Source organism: Clostridium sp. MCC344 (assembly GCF_018785365.1).
Taxonomy (GTDB): domain Bacteria; phylum Bacillota; class Clostridia; order Lachnospirales; family Lachnospiraceae; genus Pilosibacter.
Genome location: NZ_WQPQ01000060.1, coordinates 36426 through 56847, shown reverse-complemented (window position 1 = coordinate 56847; position 20422 = coordinate 36426). Strand labels below are relative to the sequence as shown.

Sequence of the window (20422 nt, the reverse complement as noted above, 5' to 3'; positions counted from 1 at the left end):
AAGTACTAAAAGTAAAATTGAACGTTTTAAACAGATCGTTTATAAATTTTTATAGATAAGAAAGGAAGCCGCCATGGAACTTCGAGAGATCCGCACGTTTCTACAGATCGCGCAAAAGCAAAGTTTTTCAAAAGCCGCCGAGGCGTTAGGCTATTCCCAGGCCGCCGTCACGGTCCAGATCAAGCAGTTAGAGGAGGAACTCGGCATCCATCTCTTTGACCGCCTCGGAAAAAAGACGGTCCTGACTCATCACGGGGAAATCTTTTACCGCTATGCCGTGACGATCCTTGGCACCGTCGCCGACGCGAAAAAAGCTGTTTCCGCCTCCACAGATCTCTCCGGTGACCTCACCATCGGAACCATTGAATCCATCTGTGAATCCATCTTTCCGGATCTTTTAAAGAAATTCCATCAGCTTTACCCGAACGTCTCCGTGAGCATCGTTCTGGACTCCCCGGATGTTCTTTTGGACCGCATGAACAAGAACTCTATCGATCTGGTCTATCTCCTCGACCAGCCCATTGACGACAAGCGTTTTATAAAAGTTCTGGAAGCGCCGGAAAATATCTCCTTTGTCTCTTCCTCCGTCCACACGCTGGCAAAAAACGATTCCACAGACCTTGCCTCGGTCATCAGCCACCCATTCCTCCTGACCGAAAAAAATGCCAGCTACCGGTTCGTTCTTGACCGGTATCTGGCATCTCTCGGAAAGGAGATCAAGCCTTTCCTGGAAATAGGAAACACTGAATTCATTATCAATATGTTAAAACAGAATGCCGGGATCTCATTTCTCCCGGAGTTTGCCGTAAGGCATGAAGTGGAATCCGGTATTCTCTCGATCCTGCCGGTAAAGGATTTCCACATGGAGCTCTACCGTCAGGTCCTCTATCACAAAGACAAATGGCACACCGGTGAGATGGACGCCTTTATCGAGCTTGCGAAGGAGACGTTTCAGACTTCATCCGTTTCAGACGAGTTCCCTCAAGCATAATGAGGAAGGTTAACATAACAAGCATCGCAGCGCTCACCCCGATAGTCAGCCTGTAATCCCCTGTTATGTCATAGAATGTTCCAAACCACATGTTGAACGGGGCGCCGAGAAGCGTTCCCACCATGGTGGAGTAAGCGTACGCCGTGCTGTATGTCTCGCCCTTCCAGAAGATCCTGCAGAATAACGGCATCATGACCGAGGAAAGCGGCAATGTCACGCCGAAGAACAGAGAACCTGCCATCACAGTCTTCGGGGAACCTATGAACAGCAGCACATGACCAAAGAACGCCAGCGCAATGGAAAATTCGAAGGTCTTTATGATTCCAAGACTGTCACTGACCTTTCCGAGGATCAGTTTGCTGGACATATTTCCGAGAAGGGAGATACTCGTCATCATGGCCGCCGCCTGCAGCGTAAGGCCGGCTGCGATCCCACAGGGCGTCAGGAAGGAATTCAGGTACGCGCATGACACACTGGTCCAGTATGCACCCACGGCAATATAAAATTCCGGCTGACGCAGCAATTCTTTTAACGTAATCCCGTTTTCCCCGGATGCGGGCGCTGATGCGTCTGATACAGACCTTTGCTCCACATCCTCTGCCCCGTAAGGAAGAAGTCCCATCTCTTCCGGCTTGCAGCGGAGAACGAACAGGGAGATTGGGAGGACCAGCGCGATACTGACGATTCCAACCGCCACATAGCTCACCCTCCATCCGAATGCCGGGATCGCCATTCCAAGAAAGCTGCTGCCGATCATGCCGACGAGACCGGAGAACGCCGCGGAGATTCCCACCGCCGTTCCGGTCTTTTTCTTAAACCAGTTTCCAAGAATGATCGGCGCCGGGATCATGCAGACGAAGGACGAGGCAATTCCCTGAATGATGCCTGTCAAATGCCACTGCCACAGTTCATGGAAGGTACCCATGAGGGCCGCGCAGCCTCCGTATATGACAGCTGCAATGCTGATCACGATCCGCACATCATGTTTCCGAAAGCTTGTCGCCACAAATGGCAGCGCCAAAGCAGAACTGATGCAGTAGAGCATCCGGTACATCGTAAGTTTTCCCAGCTCAAATCCCAGTTCTTTGCAGATCGGGGAGTAAAAGACACCGGCACAGTTGTTGATGAGTCCCAGAGTCGCCCCCTGCAGGATGCAGCAGCCCGCGAGGATGAACCAGGCGTAGTGCAGTCTGTTTTTCTTTTGTTCCATTGTTATTTCTGCCTTTCCCCAGCTTTTTTCTTTTCCACATATCTCCGGTATCCGTCTGTCTGCCCCGAAAGATTCCGGCCACATGTCCGTCAGTTCCAGCTCCGTCACTCACTCTTATAGCAGGCGTCTGGCCTCTGCGGGCATGCTGAATAAATCTGCGGAATATTCTTTATTCCTTAAGGTTATATTGTAGCATTATTTCTCCCATTTTCCCATATTTTTTTCATCTTTTTGCCATAAAGAACTTGCAGGATAAATCTTAAATACTTATAATAGAAAACACGGTAACTGTACATTGCATCGAAACAGTACCGCAGTAAAAAGACATTACCGCCTGACCCCGGCGGCAAAAAATACAATGCCGGTCTGACGGCAGAATGGAGGAATTTCCAATGGCAAAGAAAGAGATCGACTGGTCCAATATCGGATTCGGTTACATCAAAACTGATTACAGATATGTATCCAACTTCAAAGATGGTTCCTGGGATGAGGGGACTCTTACAACTGATGATATGATCACCTTAAACGAGTGTGCATGCGTATTCCAGTATGCGCAGACCTGCTTCGAGGGCTTAAAGGCATACACAACGGAGGACGGTCACATCGTAACCTTCCGCCCGGACTTAAACGCTGAACGTATGATGAACTCCGCAGCAAGACTTGAGATGCCGCAGTTCCCGAAGGAGCGCTTCATTGACGCGATCACAAAGCTGGTTGCAGCAAACGCTGATTTCGTTCCGCCGTATGGTTCCGGCGCAACTCTTTACATCCGTCCGTATATGTTCGGTACAAACCCGGTTATCGGTGTGAAACCGGCAACCGAGTACCAGTTCCGCGCGTTCTGTACACCGGTCGGCCCGTACTTCAAGGGCGGCGCTAAGCCGATCACGATCCGTGTCACAGACTTCGACCGCGCAGCACCTCACGGAACAGGCCATGTAAAAGCCGGCTTAAACTACGCAATGAGCTTACATGCCATCGTTGATGCTCACAAACAGGGCTATGATGAGAACATGTATCTCGACGCTGCTACAAGAACCTATGTTGAGGAGACAGGCGGAGCAAACTTCATCTTCGTTACAAAAGACGGCACAGTCGTAACACCGAAGTCCGACTCTATCCTTCCGTCCATCACACGCCGCTCCATCCTCTACGTTGCTGAGCATTACCTCGGTTTAAAGACAGAGGAGCGTCCGGTTCCGTTTACAGAAGTAAAAGATTTCGCTGAGTGCGGTCTCTGCGGTACCGCAGCTGTTATCTCCCCGGTCGGCAAGATCGTAGACCACGGCAACGAGATCTGCTTCCCAAGCGGAATGGAGAAGATGGGTCCGGTGATCCAGAAGCTCTACGACACATTAACAGGCATCCAGATGGGCCACATCGAGGCACCGGAAGGCTGGATCCATGTGATCAAATAATTAACCGTGTGAATTGTATCAGAGCAGGATTCCATTTTGGGAGTCCTGCTCTTTTTTCTTTATCAATGATTCACATGGGAAGAGAATTCCATTTAAGCGATGATACTATTCTGGAACAAATATGTAAAAATTTTGATCTGGATCAGATCACTGCGAGAGAATACATTGATTCTTTTGGGAAATAATTATCCATATTCATCAAAAAGATCCGGGAGACCATCCATGCATGATGGAATCCCGGATCTCTTTAATTTTTCTTTATTTATGCCGCATGGAATCTTCCATCCCGCCTGCAGATATCCTCAAACTCCTTAAGCTTCTGCTTTGCCTCCGGACTTAAGTCATCTGGAACCTGAATCCTTACGACGGCATACTGGTCGCCGTGGAGTGACGGGTCTTTTAAGGAAACGATACCTTTGCCGCGGAGACGGATCTTTGTGCCGGAGTGGGTTCCGGCTTTGATCTTGCAGACCACATCTCCGTATAACGTGTGGACAAGAGTCTCACCGCCGAAGACGGCCGTGGTGAACGGAACTTCCACATCGCTGTAGACATCCATGCCCTTTCTCGTCCAGCCCGGCTTTTCGCCGACTGTGATCTTAAGAAGCAGATCACCAGCGGCACCGCCGCCGGTTCCCGGCATTCCTTTACCTGCAAGACGGATGCTCTTTCCGGTCTCGATACCTGCCGGGATCTTAACCTTCAACGTCTGCGGCCTGCTGCCAGGCTGGTTCGGGTTCTGGATTGTGATGGTCTTTTCGCAGCCATGAACGGCTTCATCGAAGGTTATCTGGACCTCCGCGTTTAAGTCGTTGCCGCGGTCAGAAAATCCTGAACCGGAAAATCCATTTCCGCCGCCAAAGCCATGGAAGCCGGAACCGCCAAAGCCAGCGCTGCCAGCTCTTCCTTTGCCGCCAAACATATTTCCAAACAGATCACCGAAGATATCATCCCCGTCACCGCCCTCAAAATGGAATTCATGATACGTTCCATCTCCGGAACGGAAGGATCCGGACCGGTATGCTCCGCCGGCACCGTTTCCGAAGCCGCCGAATCCGCCAAAACCACCGGCACCTGCTCCGGCGCCCTGTCCGTAACCTGCCGTCTCATCAAAAGCAGCATGTCCAAACTGGTCATAAAGCTTCTTCTTCTTCGGATCACTCAAAACGTCGTAAGCCTCATTTACATCCTTAAACATCTGCTCCGCCGTCTTATCGCCAGGATTGGAGTCCGGATGATACTTCTTTGCCAATTTTCTATATGCACGTTTAATTGCCGCAGCATCCGCATCTCTCGAGATGCCCAGCACATCATAATAATCTCTCTTTGTCGATGACATATTCACCACCTCGCTGTTCTATTTGTAATGTAACATATCTAATTTTCAATGTCAAGGGAGGTATGTGAATTTTTTGTGATATTTAAAGATCCCGCCGAAACCTTCCTCCGTACAATATCTGTACGTTCTGGCTTTTAGCGGGATCTTTATTTTTCAATATTTGCTTTGTTGTTCTAATTATTTCTATTTTTCAAAAATCTGTCTAAATTCCTTCACCTGGGTCCGACCGATGGGCAGTGCCTCAGCATCATAGTACTTCATCTTCACACAATATCCATTATTGTAGCTCACCTGCATCTCCTTCACATAATCCAGATTGATCAGGTAGCTCTTGTGGATCCGGAAGAACCGGCTCTTTTTCAGGTGAGTCTCATAATTGTTCAGTGACTCGTTCTGCAGATAGAAGGATCCGTCCTTCATATGGATCTTGCAGGAACGCTTTTCCGTCTCAATGAATACGATATCTGCCACATCAACGACCTGAAAGCTGGAGCCCGTGTTCACCATGATCTTTCCGATTTCATATCCGGGACCGGCGGCCTTTTCCTTTATGTGTTCATGGATCCGCTCCATCGCCCGTTTGACGCGTTCATAGTCAAAGGGTTTTAAGAGATAATCCACCGCCCCGATCTCAAAGGCCTTTACCGCGTATTCCTGGAACGCAGTGGCAAAGATGATCAGCGTGTCCGGCTGCTTTCTCTTTATCATGGATGCCAGCGTAGTGCCGTTCATGCCGCCCAGATTGATATCCACAAAACACACATCAAAGGTCTCATTCTCCAGCATTGCAAGAAATTCTTCGCTCCCGTCGGCCTCCGCGATCTCCGCATCCGGCTCACACTGCTCTACCAGATATTTAAGTTCGCTTCTTGCCGGGCGCTCATCGTCAACTACTGCTATTCTCATACCTCATGCCTCCCATGTTCTGTCAAAAACTCCGCTGTTCCAAACAGCAGGCTGCTGTCATCTGTTCTTCGGAAGATCGTCAGCCGATCATTTTCTCCTGCTGTGCGCTTCCAGCCGCGCTGTCCGGAATGTTCATCCGCACGTCCGTCCCTTCTTCACTTGTCACGATCTGGAGTCCGTAGGACTTTCCGTATAAGGAGATCAGTCTCTGCTGCACGTTCATCATTCCGATTCCTGTGTGTTCCACTTTTTCCCCGCCGTACAGGCTCTGGACGATCCGGTAGTCCATTCCCGGTCCGTTGTCGATCACATCGATCCTCGTGGATCGTTCCTCCCGTTTTACGTTTACGATGACCTTTCCGACTCCTTTTTCCCTCTGCATTGCCCCGTGATGGACCGCATTCTCCACGATGGGCTGTAAGATCAGGTTCGGCACGCAGCTTCGCAGCGCCTCCGGATCCGCATTGATCTCGATCGAGAGACGTTTTTCAAACCGCGCCTCCTCAAGCATCGTATAGGCTTTTACATGCTCTAACTCCGTGTCCAGCGTTACCATATAATCGGTATCCTCCAGCATGCTGCGGAAATAGGAGCTCAGTGCCAGTAAGAGCTCCCTCGCCTTCTCCGGCTTTTCCCGGCAGAAATAGGAGATCGTATTTAATGAATTGAACAGGAAGTGCGGATTGATCTGGGACTGCAGGGTCCGAAGCTCCGCTTTTCTCAGCTCTTCCTTCTGTTTCTCCATCTCCGAAAGCTTGATCTGCATCGCGAAGTGGTTCGCGAGTCCCGTGACAAATTCAATGTCCGCCCGATAGGAATATGCATTTTTCTTCACCAGCATCACAAGCGCCAGAACCTTTCCCTCATCGAGGAGGATCGGCGCAGATATGATCACATTCTCCTTATAAAGAGGATAAAATCCGTCCTCCGGTAAAGGCACGCGGCTGATCCTCGTCGTCTTAAAGGTCTTTGTCGCAGATAAAAGTCTCGGATAATTATTCTCTGTGAGAACGATACTGGAAAATGCCCCGCTCCTTGCCAGAAATTTCATATCATCGATCAGTGCCGCGCCTTGACAGTGGTACTCTTCCATAATAATGTCGATGATCTTTCCCGCAGTCTTCCGGTCATTCTCCACAGAACCCAGATACGGGGTACACCGCTCCGCGATCCTCATCGACTGGGAAACCTTCGATGCAACCTTTAAGTCCTCCGTATTGAAGATCGATTTAAAAACATTAAAGAAGATTACCATGCCGACGGAATTGATGATCACCATCGGAACGATCACGATCTTTACGATCTCAACGGCCGCATCAAACGGCCGGGTGAGAAGCAGGATCAGAACAATATGGATCATCTCGGAAATGAACGTGACTCCCAGCAGAAATGTATTCGAGTACTGGCGGTTTTCCTTCTTCTTCCAGCCGATAAAGGAACCGATGATCCCATGGATGACCGCGGAGAGCACACAGGCCACCGTGGAGATCCGCTCAGGGAAGATCAGATACCGGTGGGTCGCCGCGATCATCGTCGTGATAAAGCCGGAGACAGGACCGCCAAGAAATCCGGCGGACAGGACACCGATCACCCGGGCATTCGGCAGCGCCCCTGTCACCTGAATCCCAATGTAATCAGAGATGATGCAGAAGACGCCGAAGATTACACCGAGAAGCACCTTTTCCCAGAGCCTCTGCCAGACGCTCTCTCCTCTTCCTTCCTCACTTCCGCCCTCTTCATTTAATAGAAGTCTCTGGACAAAGTCCATCTTCGTCATCATGAAGGCGAGCACTACCAATAGGCAGATGTTAAAGCAGATACTGTAAATAACATCAAGCAGCATGTTGTTTCCTCCTGTCTCTGACGATCCCTGTTTTTCTATATCTGTCCGCAGTGGTTATTGCAATCTGCACAAAACCTCTATTTCGGAATGTCTGCGCGTAGCATGGATCACAACTGTCTGACGCCTGACCCGGCGTGTTTTAACGAACACATATAGAAAAACAGGGACCGCCGCAGTAAATTTTCTGCAGCAGTCCCTGTGTGTTCACCGGTTATCTATGAAGGTCTACGCTGCCGCCGGTGCACTCTTCTTTGCAGCTGCTTTCTGGAATACAAATACAACTGCGCAGATCACGATACCTGCGATATCTGTCACAAGACCGCTGTCGATCAGGAGATAAGCGCCAATGAGGCTGGCAATTCTCAATACGATGTTGACCTTTGTGAACAGGAAACCTTCGACTGCTGTACTGATTAAGAATACACCAACTGCAGCAGTTACTGCAACCTGAATCGCTTTTGCAAGCGGAGTATCAAGCAGCAGAAGGTCTGTATTGTATACAAACATGTACGGAAGAATGAATCCTGCAAGCGCAAGCTTTACGGATGCCCATCCTGTCTTCATCGGACTTCCGCCTGCGATACCTGCTGCCGCAAAAGCTGCAAGGGCAACCGGCGGTGTCAGGTTTGCGAACATTGCGAAGTAGAAGCAGAACATATGGGCAACCAGGGCCGGGATACCAAGCTGTACCAGAGCCGGAGCTGCGATCGTGGATGTAATGATATAGGACGGGATGCTCGGAAGACCCATACCTAAGATCATGCAGGTGATCATTGTGAATACCAGTGTGAACATCAGGCTCTTTCCGCCGATGCTGATGATGGTATTTGCCATGTTCAGGGCGAAACCTGTGATCGAGCAGGAACCAACGATGATACCAACGCAGGCGCAGGCGATCGCTACGGATACGGTAGACTTCGCGCTCGCTACCATCGCATCAAGAATATCCTGGAAGGTCATTCTCGTATTCTTTCTGCACTGCGCCACGATGATCGTGAATACGATCGTATAGAACGCAGCCATGATAACCGTCTTTCCAGAGAAGAACAGCATGTAAACGAGGAAGATGATCGGGAGTGCCAGATGACCGTACTCCTTCATGACCTGGGACATCTTCGGAAGCTGATCCTTCGGGGTTCCCTGCATTCCCATCTTCTCAGCCCTCATCTGGATCTGGAACAGGATGCCCATGTAGTAGATGACTGCCGGGATGATCGCGGATAAAAGAAGTTCGTTGTACTTCATGCCAAGAGTATCTGCCATGATAAATGCGGCAGCACCCATAACCGGCGGCATCAGCTGTCCGCCGACAGAACCGGTCGCAACAACGGCACCTGCGAACTCGTCGTCATAGCCGGATTTTTTCATAAGCGGGATCGTGAAGGAACCGGTCGTAACAACGACGGCTACAGCTGCACCGTTGATCATTCCGAGAAGACCGGAAGCAACGACTGCTACCTTTGCCGGGCCGCCCTTTGTGCCGCCTGCGATGGCGTTTGCGAAGTCGTTGAAGAACTGACCCATGCCACACTTGTTCATGACTTCACCGAAGGCAATGAAGAGGAAGATGTAGGTGGACGCGACGTTGACCGACGATCCGTAAATACCTTCCGTGTTCGAGAAGAAGTGGCTCATTAACTTCTGCCATGTATATCCTCTGTGGAGGAAGATGCCCGGGACATCGATCGGGATGAGTCCCTGCTTCGTGCCCATTAAGCTGTAGATCATAAAGATAATGGAGATGATCGGGAGAGCCATGCCGCAGACACGTCTCGTTGCCTCCAGAACGACCAGGGTTAAGAGGGTACCGATCACGACATCCATCATGTCCGGCTTTCCGGCACGGTTGATGATGTTTACATAATCTACGCACATATAGATCGGAACTGCGGCTGACAATGCGATAAATACATAATCATACCATGCGATCACTTTGCGGCTCGCTTTTTTCGTAGCCGGATAAAGCATGAAGGCAAGAATCAGGATCATGCCGACATGGATGGAACGATGTTTTAATGTTTCCGGCATGTAAAGACCGGATGCGAAAACCAGATGATATAAGGTAACGATGATCGCGAATACCCGGTAAGCTTTCTTTAATACCGGGGATCCAAACTTTCTCGTCTTGCTCTCTTTATCAAACTGCTCGAGGAGTTTCTGTTTTTCTTCCTCGCTCATCTCTGCTTCCGCTGTACTGGGGACGATGTTTTTCTCTTTTTCGCTCATACAGATTTCCCTTCCCTTCGTTGTCAGAGTTGTTGTCGATGTTTCTTCAGCAGTTTCCTTTTCTTATTTTTCAAAACCATTCCGGATCCTCAGCACCATTTTTACGTGATGCGGCATGTCAGAACCCTGAATCAGGAGCTCGCCATTCACCTTGATGTTCTTCAGGGCTGTCTGGGAATTGATCCAGTTGAACTGCGGAAAGACGCTTTCGATCTCATCCATGTAGACGAGTCCGTCTTCGTAGCGGTATTTGCAGTCCATCTCTGCCGGAATTCCGGCGCCGAAGCCCGCGACCGCGATGGTGTGGAGAATGAATCTTCCGTCTTTCTGTATCTCGTAATACTCGTACCACGGAATATGCTCAAAGGAATGTTCCCACTGGAAGGAAAGCTCGTCACCGATCTTTACCGGAATCTCCCGGTAAACATTTCCGGTTTCAAGCTCTTCGATCACCAGAATTTTTTTCTGCTGCCATGCGAACACGGCAGCAGAGATTGCTGTGATTACCAGAAGAACCGGAATCAGGATTTTTAATTTAGTTCTCAGGAGTCTCATAACCGTGATCCTGCCACCACTTCGCAGCACCGTCATGAAGCGGGATCTTTACATCGTCAACACCGAAGGAAACATCGATGTTCTTGTCTGCTGTGTTGTGGGATGCCTTGATGGTAGCGATTCCATCGTCGGAGAAGATACAGTCAAGCATATCGTAGACCATGTCATCGGATACGTCCTTATTTACAAGCATGATATTGTAAACGAATACGCTCTCCACGTCCTCTTTGTTGTTGTATGTATTGGCCGGGATCGTGCTTGCGGAGAAGAACGGATACTTCTCGATCAGGTTGTCTCTGCCTTCGCCGTCGATTGGAACAATCACCATATCGTAGCTGAATGCCAGCTCGCTGACGGTTGCGTTCGGAAGACCGGAGGTAACGAATGCCGCGTCGCACTGACCGTTTTTCATCTGGTCGATCGCTTCGCCGTAGGATAAATAGTCAACATCACTATCCTCATATGTCATGCCGTATGCTTCATAGATCATTCTCGCATTTAACTCAACACCGGAGTTCGGAGCACCGATACCGACTCTCTTGCCCTTTAAGTCCTCAACGCTCTTGATGCCTGTGCTTGCCACGGTTACGAGCTGTACGTAGTTCGGCCAGAGTCTCATCATGGCTCTCAGATCCGGCTCTGCCTTCTCAAACGCACCAAAGCCCTCATATGCCTGTACGACGGAGTCCTGCATTGCGATCGCAAGCTCTGCCTCACCGTTTAAGATCAGGTTGATGTTCTCAACGGAAGCGCCGGTTGCCTGTGCGGATGTCTTATATCCTGCATTTCCTAATGCAGTTGCGAATGCGCCGCCGATCGGGTAGTAGATGCCACTCGTAGGACCGGTTGCGACTGTGACAAACTCTTTCGCCCTGTCAATGCTCACGGACGTGCTGCCTGCCTCTGCGCTGGAACCATCCGCCGCTTTCTCAGTTACGGCTGCCGCTGTTGTGTCAGCTGCTGCTGTTGTAGATGTACTGCCGGAGCTGCTGCCGCATCCTGCAAGAGCTGCTGTCATTGTGAGTGCCATAGCTGCTGCTGTGATTCTTTTCACTAATCTCATACTGTTTACCTCTCCTTCTTTTTGTTTACCCGTAACGCCTGTTACCCGCAGGCTGTTACAATACCCACTTTCCAAATGCTTCATATTATTTATAAATATTTCACATTTCATGTCTAAATTTTAACGTAAACCTGACTATGGCACAATGGGGTTCGTGCAAACTGCACAAAATCGTGTATGAATGGTAAAAATTGGCGTATAAAATGCAGGAATAAAACATGGTTTCCGGAAAAACGTCTGTTATTTATTTAACGGGTCTTTGCGCGATTTTCCGATCCATCGATGCTGTTTCTCAGTTTCCGTGAATTGATCGTTCCTATTAATACGTTGCTTTAAATTTCGAAACTTTAACGCGTGCAAGTGTTGACTTTTCTTTCTTCCATATATATACTAGGAACATAACCGCAAAACGACAAAGAAGAACATTTAAAATAAACAGGGGGAGTTATCCATTATGGGAGCAATCGTAAAAGTAAGAAATGTAAAACTCGGTGACGGGATGCCGAAGATCTGCATTCCGGTTACGGATACAAATCTTGATGACCTGAAAAAATCTGTAAACCTGATCCGAAATACTCCGTTTGACCTGATCGAATGGCGTGCGGACTTCTACACCGGTATGGAAGATCCCGAAGTCCGGATTAAGGCAATGACTTTATTTCGAAATGCTTTAGGGAATATTCCGGTGCTCTTCACGATCCGTACCAGCGTGGAAGGCGGAATGATGGAGATCGATACGGAGAGCTACACAAAGACGATCCTCGCCGTGATCGACAGCGGTCTCATCGATCTCGTTGACGTGGAACTCTCCTGCGGGGAAGACACGATGAAGACGATCGTCGCGGCCGCCCACCGGGTCGGAGTAAAAGTTGTCGCCTCCCGCCACGACTTCACGGCAACACCGGACAAAAACATCATCGTGAACAATCTCTGCCTGATGCAGTCTCTCGGCGCCGACATCGTAAAATTCGCAGTTATGCCGCAGTGTGACCGCGATGTCCTTACACTTCTCGACGCAACACTGACAATGAAGGAGGAACACAATGAGACGCCGGTGATCACGATGTCCATGAGTCCTTCCGGAGTGATCAGCCGTATCTGCGGACAGCTTGTCGGCTCCTGCGTGACCTTCGGAACGGCCGGAAAGGCATCCGCACCCGGACAGATCCCTGCAAACCTGCTGAGCACCTTTTTAAAGACGCTTGCATAAAAAATGAAAAGCTCCCGTCCCCGGACATGGCACATCCGGCGGCGGGAGTTTTTCATAGGGTTTTCAACGAGTACCTGAAATTCATCGGTGTCGATGAGTATAAGACACTGATTTCCAAATATCTGTAATCGTAACTGTTCAGTACCCTCACACCTACAGAAATCTCCCCCGGAGATTTCCTTCGGACGCATGGCAAGTTACGAGCAAAAATCCATTTAAAATCGGCTTTGCCGATGGGATTTTTGCCTTCAAGCCTGTGTTTTATTACGGTCAGCGCAGCAAGTGCGCAGACCTACTGAATAGTTACCTATATTCTTTTAATGCCCCTACCTTGTGAAAAGGAAACGGCTCACCCATTTTTCGGGTGGGCCGTTTTCTTTTGTTCCATTCTTCAGATTCTGTACCATTCCGGTCTCCGTGTGGAAAGATACGGAACTTTCTTTTTCAGCTTTTTCGCCTCAGAAAGATCGACTTCACACACCAGAAGCTGCTCCGTATCGTCCGCTTTCGCTAGAACACTTCCATTCGGATGGATCACGATGGACTCACCGGAAAAGTCCATCTCTCCCTCCTCTCCGACGCGGTTGCACATTGCGATAAACACCTGATTCTGCATTGCCTGCACGCGCATCTCCCACTCAAACATCTCCATCGGCTCCGCCTTTGTATTTGCAGTAGGAACGATGATCAGATCTGCTCCCATGAGTGTACAGGTCCGAATGCTTTCCGGAAGATGGCGGTCATAGCAGATCACGATCCCGATCTTCCCGAACGGCGTGTCAAAAACCTTAAATCCATCATCGGATGGTGCATAATAATCCTGTTCATAAAACTGTTCTGCCTGAGCGATATGGACCATTTTTGCGACATCCAGGATCCGGCCGTCCGGTCCGATCCACAGGGAGGCATCATATTTCTGGTTTTCAAGTTTTAAATAGACATTCGGCGAAAGATAATACTGATGTTCTTTTGCTTTACCGGCAAGTTCCGCGATCTCCTGCCCGTTTTTTTCCATGACATACATTTCAGCATCCTGCTTTTCATATTGCGGAAAAAACGGGGACAACTGGATCTCCGGGAAAAAAAGAAGATCACAGTCCTCTGCCAGATCACAAAATTTCAGGCTTTTCTCCAGGTTTTCCTGTACATTTCCGGTCATACGCATCTGCGCAAGTGCGATTTTCATGCTTTTCCTCCTCATGTATCATTTTTTTCATTCTATCACCTTGAATATGCCGTGGCAAGAACCCGGGCAACGGCAAAGCTGGCAAAGCTGCGATTTTTTACCGGAGTATTTTTCAGGAACAAATGTTCGATTTTCACTGGACAATCGAACAGATGTGTGCTATACTCGTTTTACGAAATCGAACAAATGTTTCTATTGATTTTTCATAGACTTACAGAAAGCGGGGAATCCGGATGCTGATTGGATTACATGTAAAGAATCTTGCCCTGATCGAACAGGCAGATGTAGAATTTGGAAACGGTTTAAATATTCTGACCGGTGAGACCGGAGCCGGAAAATCAATTATTATCGGCTCTGTCGCTCTCGCGCTGGGTGCAAAAGCATCAAAGGACATGATCCGCCGCGGTGAGGACTATGCCTATATCGAGCTTACCTTCTCCGTCGACGATGAGAAAAAACGTGAAGAATTAAAGTCGATGGATGTATATCCGGATGATGACGGACTTCTCATTATCTCAAAAAAGATCACTCCGACGAGAAGTATCAGCCGGATCAATGATGAAACCGTAACGACAGCCCGCTTAAAGGCTGTAACCGGAAAACTTTTAGATATCCACGGCCAGCATGAGCACCAGTCTCTCCTTCACAGGCAGAAACATCTGGAGATCCTCGACGAATATTCCCGGAAAGAAACAGGGATGCTGAGAAGAGAAGTCGCGGAAAGCTATCGGAAATATCTGGAATTAAAAGGAAAACTTGACGGATTTTCTCTGGATGACGAGAGCCGGAAGCGGGAACTCGACTTTATCCGTTTCGAGATTACTGAGATCGAGAACGCCGCTTTAAGACCGGGGGAAGAAGAAGAACTGGCCGCAAAGTTCCGCAAATATGCCCACAGCCAGAAGATCATGGAAAGTCTTCAGGCCGCATACCAGGTTCTTGACAGCGATATGATCGGCCGGGCCTGCCACGAGGTAGAAAATGTCTCCTCCTACGATGAACGGCTGAGCGGGATCGCATCCGGTCTCTCCGATGCAGAAAGTATCCTGTCCGATCTCTGTCGTTCGATCTCCGGCTATCTGGATGAGATGGAATTTTCCGGGGAAGACTTTCAGCAGACGGAAGAGCGTCTAGATCTGATCCGCCAGATGACTGCGAAATATGGCTCAACCGAGGAGGCAGTCCTGCGAAGTCTTGATGCAAAGAAAAAGCGCCTGGAAGAACTTGAAAATTATGAAGAACTGGCCCGCGCCGCAAAGGCAGTCTTCGAAGAACAGAAACATGTCCTCGCTCTTCTCTGCGGGCGCCTGTCCGAAGAGCGGAAAAAAGCCGCAAAAGTTCTCGAAAATCGGATTTCCGAGGAACTCAGGGATCTGAATTTCCTCCATGTGGAATTTCAGGTCGATGTCCACCGCACAGACCACTACACGGCCTCCGGCTCCGACGAAGTGGAGTTTCTGATCTCCACAAACCCTGGAAGTATCCCGCCAAGACCGCTCGGCGAAGTCGCATCCGGCGGTGAGCTCTCAAGGATCATGCTGGCGATCAAGACCGTCCTCGCCGATACGGACGATATCCCTACCCTGATCTTCGATGAGATTGACACCGGCATCAGCGGAAGAACTGCCCAGAAAGTATCGGAACGCCTGTCTTACATCGGAAGAAAGCATCAGGTTCTCTGCATCACCCACCTTCCTCAGATCGCCGCGATGGCTGATACGCACTTTGAAATCAGGAAATCGGTGCAGAACGGAATGACTTCCACTAAGATCCAAAAGCTGAATGAGCAGGAACAGACCGGCGAGCTTGCGAGACTTCTCGGCGGCGCGGAGATCACGGAAAAAGTCCTTGAAAATGCGGAGGAAATGAAGCGGCTGGCAAAAGAGACAAAAACCCATCTCGATTCCCGGGATTGTTCTGTTGTCTCCAATGACGTTTCTATGCTTCCGGCAGCCGGATGAATCTGCAGACGCATCGTTACAGAACACGGGCACTCCATGCCCGCGTTCTGTAACAGGATTTTGCCGATGCTTCGCATTCCGAATCGGCAAAATCCGCGACCGCAACGGTATCATACGGAATTTTCAGTTCAGAAAATTCCTACCCGTGAAAAGTAACGACGCATCTTATATTTTTATAACCGGGATGAATCGACAGAATGAGAAAAAACTGACAGGGTGAATTTCAGAATGTATCACATACTAGGAGAGACAAAAAAGCTGTCTCTCCTTTTTCTCACCTTTTCCGATCTGGACCTTCCTGAATAATCCTTTTGAAAAACGGTGATACTAAAAAGGTACTGGCAGCCTCAATATATGCAGTGCATCAAATAGGCGGTTTCTCCGGTCTGATCTGTGTTTCGGATCGCAACCGGATGATCTCCGCGCCTGTACTGCTGACAGAAACAGACAAGGAGGAAGCTGCCATGATGAAAAAAGAATCGTTTCGCAGGATCCTGATCCGGGTATTCTGGTGTTCTCTGATCTTCACTCTGGGATTTTCCTGGATCTATATCCGGTATGCGGTGCCGGATAAGCTGAATCTGGTCATCAACGAGGAGGAAGTCTTCCATTTTTCTCTTCCGCCCGGAATCACCTTTGAGAGTGACAGTGAGGAAGTCATCCTGAAAAACTCCTCCGATATTCCAGATGGGATGATCCGGATCGACCGCCCGGATTCCGTCTCCATGTGCGGAAAAAATGAGGGCAGTTACCTTGTCGGAATGAAATTTCTCGGTCTGATCCTCATGAAGGAGATCCAGGTTGACGTCGTCGACAGTTCCTGTGCGATCCCCTGCGGAACTCCTGTCGGGATCTACCTGAGTTCCAAAGGCGTCATGGTGATCGGTACCGGACAGGTGACAAATAAAACGGGAAATGTGGTGGAACCGGCATACGGGCTTTTGAAGTCCGGGGACTACATTCAGACCATCAACGGTGAGACTTTAGAAGATAAGGACGCTCTGGTCGATGCCGTGAACGCGTCCGGAGGAAAAGCCATGATTCTCGGGATCAGGCGGGATGGGCGGGAAATCGACGTGAACATGACGCCTGTCCTGGCAGATGACGGTCACTACAAGCTCGGCGCCTGGGTCCGGGATGATACCCAGGGGATCGGAACGATGACGTATGTTGACATGAACGGTTGCTTCGGCGCTCTGGGTCACGGGATCAGTGACAGCGATACCGGAGCACTCGTGGATATCGACGGCGGCGAGCTCTACGAGACCCAGATCCTGGGAATTGAAAAAGGCCAGACAGGAAAGCCCGGTGTGATGTCTGGCGTGATCTACTACGGAAAAGGGACAAAGTTGGGAGATGTGACCGAAAACACAACGGAAGGAATCTATGGAACTGTAAACCGACATTTTCTTGACTCGCTCCAGGCCGACGCGATCCCCATCGGATTTCGCCAGGACATCCAACGCGGGCGCGCGTACATCCGGAGCAAGGTATCCGGGGAGGTGAAAGACTATGAGATCGAAATTCAAAAAGTGGATTATGGAAGTATGCAAAAAAATAAAGGGCTGGTTCTCAAAGTCGTAGACGAGGACCTCTTAAATCTCACCGGCGGGATCGTCCAGGGCATGTCCGGCAGCCCGATCATCCAGGACGGAAAGCTCATCGGAGCTGTCACCCACGTTTTCATCAACGATCCGACAAGAGGATACGGAATTTTTATGGAGAATATGCTGGGGCATTAACAACAAGCAAAAACACGCTTCGCGAGTTTCCCCTTGTTATCGCGACAGTCGCCAAGGTCTCGCAAGCGCGAACTTTTGCACGTTATTCGCATAAATTAGATAATACAGTGGTGGTCGCAAAATTTGTGACAACCACTGTATGCAGAAGTAAATTTTCAGTCCTTGTTCCTCCCAGATAACTCCCTTGACACTCTTGTTACTTCCGTCCGGAATATCTTATGTGGGCAGCCGAAATACATACCGAAGAATACTATCTGAATATGATGCGGGCATGGTATTTTGCAACAGCTCTCGCCAAACAGCCGGATGCCGCCCTGCCCTGGCTCACAGAGCGCCGCCTGGATGTCTGGACCCACAATAAGACCATCCAGAAAGCAGTCGAAAGCTTCCGAATCCCACCTGAAATGAAGCAGCAGCTCCGGGAACTTCGCATCCGCTCCTGATGCTTTCCAAATATTTCAGTTGGGCATTGCACTCTGTTTCCCGTTTCATTCGACAAAGCACCCATCATAAACAACAGACCGCCTGCCAAAAAGCAGACGGTCTGTCTCTATCATTCACTCCGTTTTCTTCAACAAACGGCTCTCTTCTATTTTCCTTCCACGATCTTCTTCAGCTTATCCATCAGGATGATCGTGTCATCCACCGTCCGCACGGCACACATGATCGTGTTGTCACCGGCCACGCAGCCGACGATCTCATGGAATCCGATCACATCGAGCGCCTCAGCGACCGCCATCGCCATACCGGAAACGGTCTTGATCACGAGAATATTCTGTGCCATATCCATGGAGACATAGCAGTCACGGAAGATGCGGATGTATTTTTCTCCGAAATCCTTCTGATGCTGCATGACTGCGTAGCACTGGCGTCCGTTTTTCCCCGGTGCTTTTGTGAGCTTTAATTCGCGGATATCTCTCGATACTGTCGCCTGCGTCACATGGTATCCGGCCTTTTTCAGGTATTCCGCCAGCTCCTCCTGCGTCTCAATCTGATATTTCCCAATGAGCTCAACGATCTTACTATGTCTGTCAACCTTCATGTCTTCCGCTGCCCCTTTCTGCGTACACTATCCCGCGCACTACGCATCATACATTTTCATTTTCAAAATATCCAGGAAGGACCGGTGATCCAGCTTCACTACCCTGGTCACGGTCTCTGCCTTTGTGATCTCAATATAATCCCCGTTTTCCAGGCGAACCAGCGTGTCACCGTCAAACGCCGCCACCTGGCTGCCGCGGTTCGTCGCCGGGATCTCGATCCGGATCCGGCTTCCGGCACCGAAAACGATCGTTCTCGATGTCAGCGTGTGCGGGCAGATCGGCGTCAGGATCATGAGCTGTCCGTCCGGCTGTGCGATCGGCCCGCCCGCCGACAGATTGTAGGCTGTCGATCCCGTAGGCGTCGCAACGATCATGCCATCAGCGCTGAATTCGTTTAAAAACTGTCCGTCCACGTACAGCTTTAATTTCAGAACGCGCGGATCCCCGTCCCTTGTCAGGACGATATCATTTAACGCGATACTATCCTTCACAGGTCTTCCGTCCCGGTAAACGCAGCCCTTTAACATCATGCGCTCCTGGATCTGGTAAGAATCCTCCAAAAGCGCATCCAGAAGCTCCTTCACATCGCCTTCCCGCCCGATCTGGGTGAGATACCCGAGACCGCCGAGGTTGATCCCGATCATCGGAAGATCACGCCCTGCGAGATCCCGCGCCGCCTGGATCAGGGTTCCGTCGCCGCCGAGTGTGATGACACATTCCGTATCTCCCGGAACATCCTCAGGATCCGTATAGGGATTTCCATGTCCGGAAGCACTTTTTCCGGCGGAGACTTTTGCGCCGCGGGTCGTCAGATACTCCTCGACCGCTGTCTGCATGTTCTTCGTATTTTCTTTGTCAGGATTCGCAACGATGTAAAATTTCTTCATATATTCTGTCCTATTTATCCAGTGTCTCGTGTGCCTTGTCGACGATCCCGGAAGCTCCGATCGCGTCGTTTGTGAAGGTGCTGCCATCAGTACAGTTTCTTAAATGAAGCAGGTACTCGATGTTTCCTTCCGGTCCTTTGATCGGTGAAAATTCCAGATGCAGCGCCTCAAAACCGATGCTTCCGGCAAATGATGCTACCATCTCGATGACCTCGAGATGGACTGATTTTTCACGGACAACCCCCTTCTTTCCAACCTTCTCACGTCCGGCCTCAAACTGCGGCTTGATCAAGCAGACAACCTCACCATCCGGCTCCATGAGCGCCTTCACAGGTCCCAGAACTTTCGTCAGGGAGATAAAGGATACATCAATGGATACAAACTGGATCCGGTCCGGGATCTCCTCCGGAGTCACATAGCGGATATTCGTCTTTTCCATGCAGACCACGCGCTCATCGTTCCGGAGTTTCCATGCGAGCTGTCCATGTCCAACATCGACGGAGTAAACCTTCACCGCTCCGTTCTGGAGCATACAGTCCGTAAATCCGCCGGTGGACGCGCCGACATCCATACAGATCTTTCCGGCCAGTGTCACACCAAAGTGCGTCATCGCCTTCTCTAATTTCAGACCTCCGCGGCTCACATATTTTAAAGTCGTTCCGCGCACCTCCACGTTCGCAGTCTCATCGAACATGGAACCCGCCTTGTCTTCTTTCTGTCCATCTACATAGACGATGCCGGACATGATGACCGCCTTCGCCTTCTCCCTGGACTCCGCCAGGTTTCTCTTTACCAGAAGAACATCCAAACGTTCCTTCATGGGCTTTTTCTCCTTCCCGGGA

At 49.9% G+C, this 20422-nt stretch carries 16 protein-coding genes and 1 pseudogene; 6 read left to right on the top strand and 11 right to left on the bottom strand.

Going from position 1 to position 20422, the window contains the following annotated elements:
- Positions 1-73 precede the first annotated feature (73 nt).
- On the top strand, positions 74-991 hold the full coding sequence (locus GPK90_RS13885; RefSeq protein WP_215703250.1) for a LysR family transcriptional regulator: 918 nt from the start codon (positions 74-76) through the stop codon (positions 989-991).
- Here the strand turns inward: GPK90_RS13885 and GPK90_RS13880 are convergent.
- Entirely contained in the window at positions 927-2201 is a 1275-nt protein-coding gene (locus GPK90_RS13880; protein ID WP_215703249.1) for an MFS transporter, read from the bottom strand. The genes GPK90_RS13885 and GPK90_RS13880 overlap by 65 nt on opposite strands.
- 392 nt (positions 2202-2593) lie before the next feature.
- On the opposite strand from GPK90_RS13880, the gene GPK90_RS13875 reads away from it, so the two are divergent.
- Positions 2594-3619, top strand: coding sequence for a branched-chain amino acid aminotransferase (locus tag GPK90_RS13875; protein ID WP_142412250.1), 1026 nt, complete (start codon positions 2594-2596; stop codon positions 3617-3619).
- Between the two features lie 262 nt (positions 3620-3881).
- On the opposite strand, the gene GPK90_RS13870 is transcribed toward GPK90_RS13875, so the two are convergent.
- From GPK90_RS13870 to GPK90_RS13845, 6 genes are all read right to left on the bottom strand, one after another.
- The gene (locus tag GPK90_RS13870; protein WP_215703248.1) at positions 3882-4958 is read right to left on the bottom strand and encodes a DnaJ C-terminal domain-containing protein; all 1077 of its coding nucleotides are present in this window, start codon (positions 4956-4958) and stop codon (positions 3882-3884) included.
- Positions 4959-5141: 183 nt separating this feature from the next.
- On the bottom strand, positions 5142-5864 hold the full coding sequence (locus GPK90_RS13865) for a LytR/AlgR family response regulator transcription factor (RefSeq protein ID WP_215703247.1): 723 nt from the start codon (positions 5862-5864) through the stop codon (positions 5142-5144).
- A 79-nt stretch (positions 5865-5943) separates the two neighbouring features.
- Entirely contained in the window at positions 5944-7707 is a 1764-nt protein-coding gene (locus tag GPK90_RS13860; protein WP_215703246.1) for a LytS/YhcK type 5TM receptor domain-containing protein, read from the bottom strand.
- 225 nt (positions 7708-7932) lie between these two features.
- Complete coding sequence (locus GPK90_RS13855; RefSeq protein ID WP_117513078.1) at positions 7933-9933, bottom strand: TRAP transporter permease; 2001 nt, start codon at positions 9931-9933, stop codon at positions 7933-7935.
- 63 nt (positions 9934-9996) lie between these two features.
- A complete protein-coding gene (locus GPK90_RS13850; protein WP_215703245.1) occupies positions 9997-10488 on the bottom strand; it encodes a DUF1850 domain-containing protein in 492 nt (163 codons plus the stop codon).
- Entirely contained in the window at positions 10469-11551 is a 1083-nt protein-coding gene (locus tag GPK90_RS13845; RefSeq protein ID WP_243016000.1) for a TAXI family TRAP transporter solute-binding subunit, read from the bottom strand. The genes GPK90_RS13850 and GPK90_RS13845 overlap by 20 nt, the downstream gene beginning before the upstream one ends.
- Positions 11552-12005: 454 nt before the next feature.
- Here GPK90_RS13845 and aroD point away from each other — a divergent pair, with 454 nt between their 5' ends.
- Positions 12006-12761 (top strand): type I 3-dehydroquinate dehydratase, encoded by a 756-nt coding sequence (gene aroD, locus GPK90_RS13840; RefSeq protein WP_215703244.1) that lies wholly within the window; start codon positions 12006-12008, stop codon positions 12759-12761.
- 391 nt (positions 12762-13152) lie between these two features.
- Here the strand turns inward: aroD and GPK90_RS13835 are convergent, their stop codons facing one another.
- Positions 13153-13947, bottom strand: coding sequence for a carbon-nitrogen hydrolase family protein (locus GPK90_RS13835; protein ID WP_118530520.1), 795 nt, complete (start codon positions 13945-13947; stop codon positions 13153-13155).
- Positions 13948-14180: 233 nt separating this feature from the next.
- Between GPK90_RS13835 and recN the strand changes: the two genes are divergently transcribed.
- From recN to GPK90_RS13820, 3 genes and pseudogenes are all read left to right on the top strand, one after another.
- Positions 14181-15908 (top strand): DNA repair protein RecN, encoded by a 1728-nt coding sequence (gene recN / locus GPK90_RS13830; protein ID WP_118514766.1) that lies wholly within the window; start codon positions 14181-14183, stop codon positions 15906-15908.
- A gap of 464 nt (positions 15909-16372) precedes the next feature.
- Positions 16373-17650 (top strand): SpoIVB peptidase, encoded by a 1278-nt coding sequence (gene spoIVB, locus GPK90_RS13825; RefSeq protein ID WP_215703243.1) that lies wholly within the window; start codon positions 16373-16375, stop codon positions 17648-17650.
- A 200-nt stretch (positions 17651-17850) separates the two neighbouring features.
- A pseudogene (locus GPK90_RS13820) lies at positions 17851-18093 on the top strand (DNA alkylation repair protein); the annotation flags it as partial.
- A 146-nt stretch (positions 18094-18239) separates the two neighbouring features.
- Here GPK90_RS13820 and argR read toward each other — a convergent pair.
- Genes argR through GPK90_RS13805 form a run of 3 tightly spaced genes read right to left on the bottom strand, consistent with a single transcriptional unit; the run spans position 18240 to position 20400 of the window.
- On the bottom strand, positions 18240-18692 hold the full coding sequence (gene argR, locus GPK90_RS13815) for an arginine repressor (RefSeq protein WP_117470231.1): 453 nt from the start codon (positions 18690-18692) through the stop codon (positions 18240-18242).
- Positions 18693-18731: 39 nt separating this feature from the next.
- The gene (locus GPK90_RS13810) at positions 18732-19580 is read right to left on the bottom strand and encodes an NAD(+)/NADH kinase (RefSeq protein ID WP_118530516.1); all 849 of its coding nucleotides are present in this window, start codon (positions 19578-19580) and stop codon (positions 18732-18734) included.
- A 10-nt stretch (positions 19581-19590) separates the two neighbouring features.
- A complete protein-coding gene (locus tag GPK90_RS13805) occupies positions 19591-20400 on the bottom strand; it encodes a TlyA family RNA methyltransferase (protein WP_118530514.1) in 810 nt (269 codons plus the stop codon).
- Positions 20401-20422 lie beyond the last annotated feature (22 nt).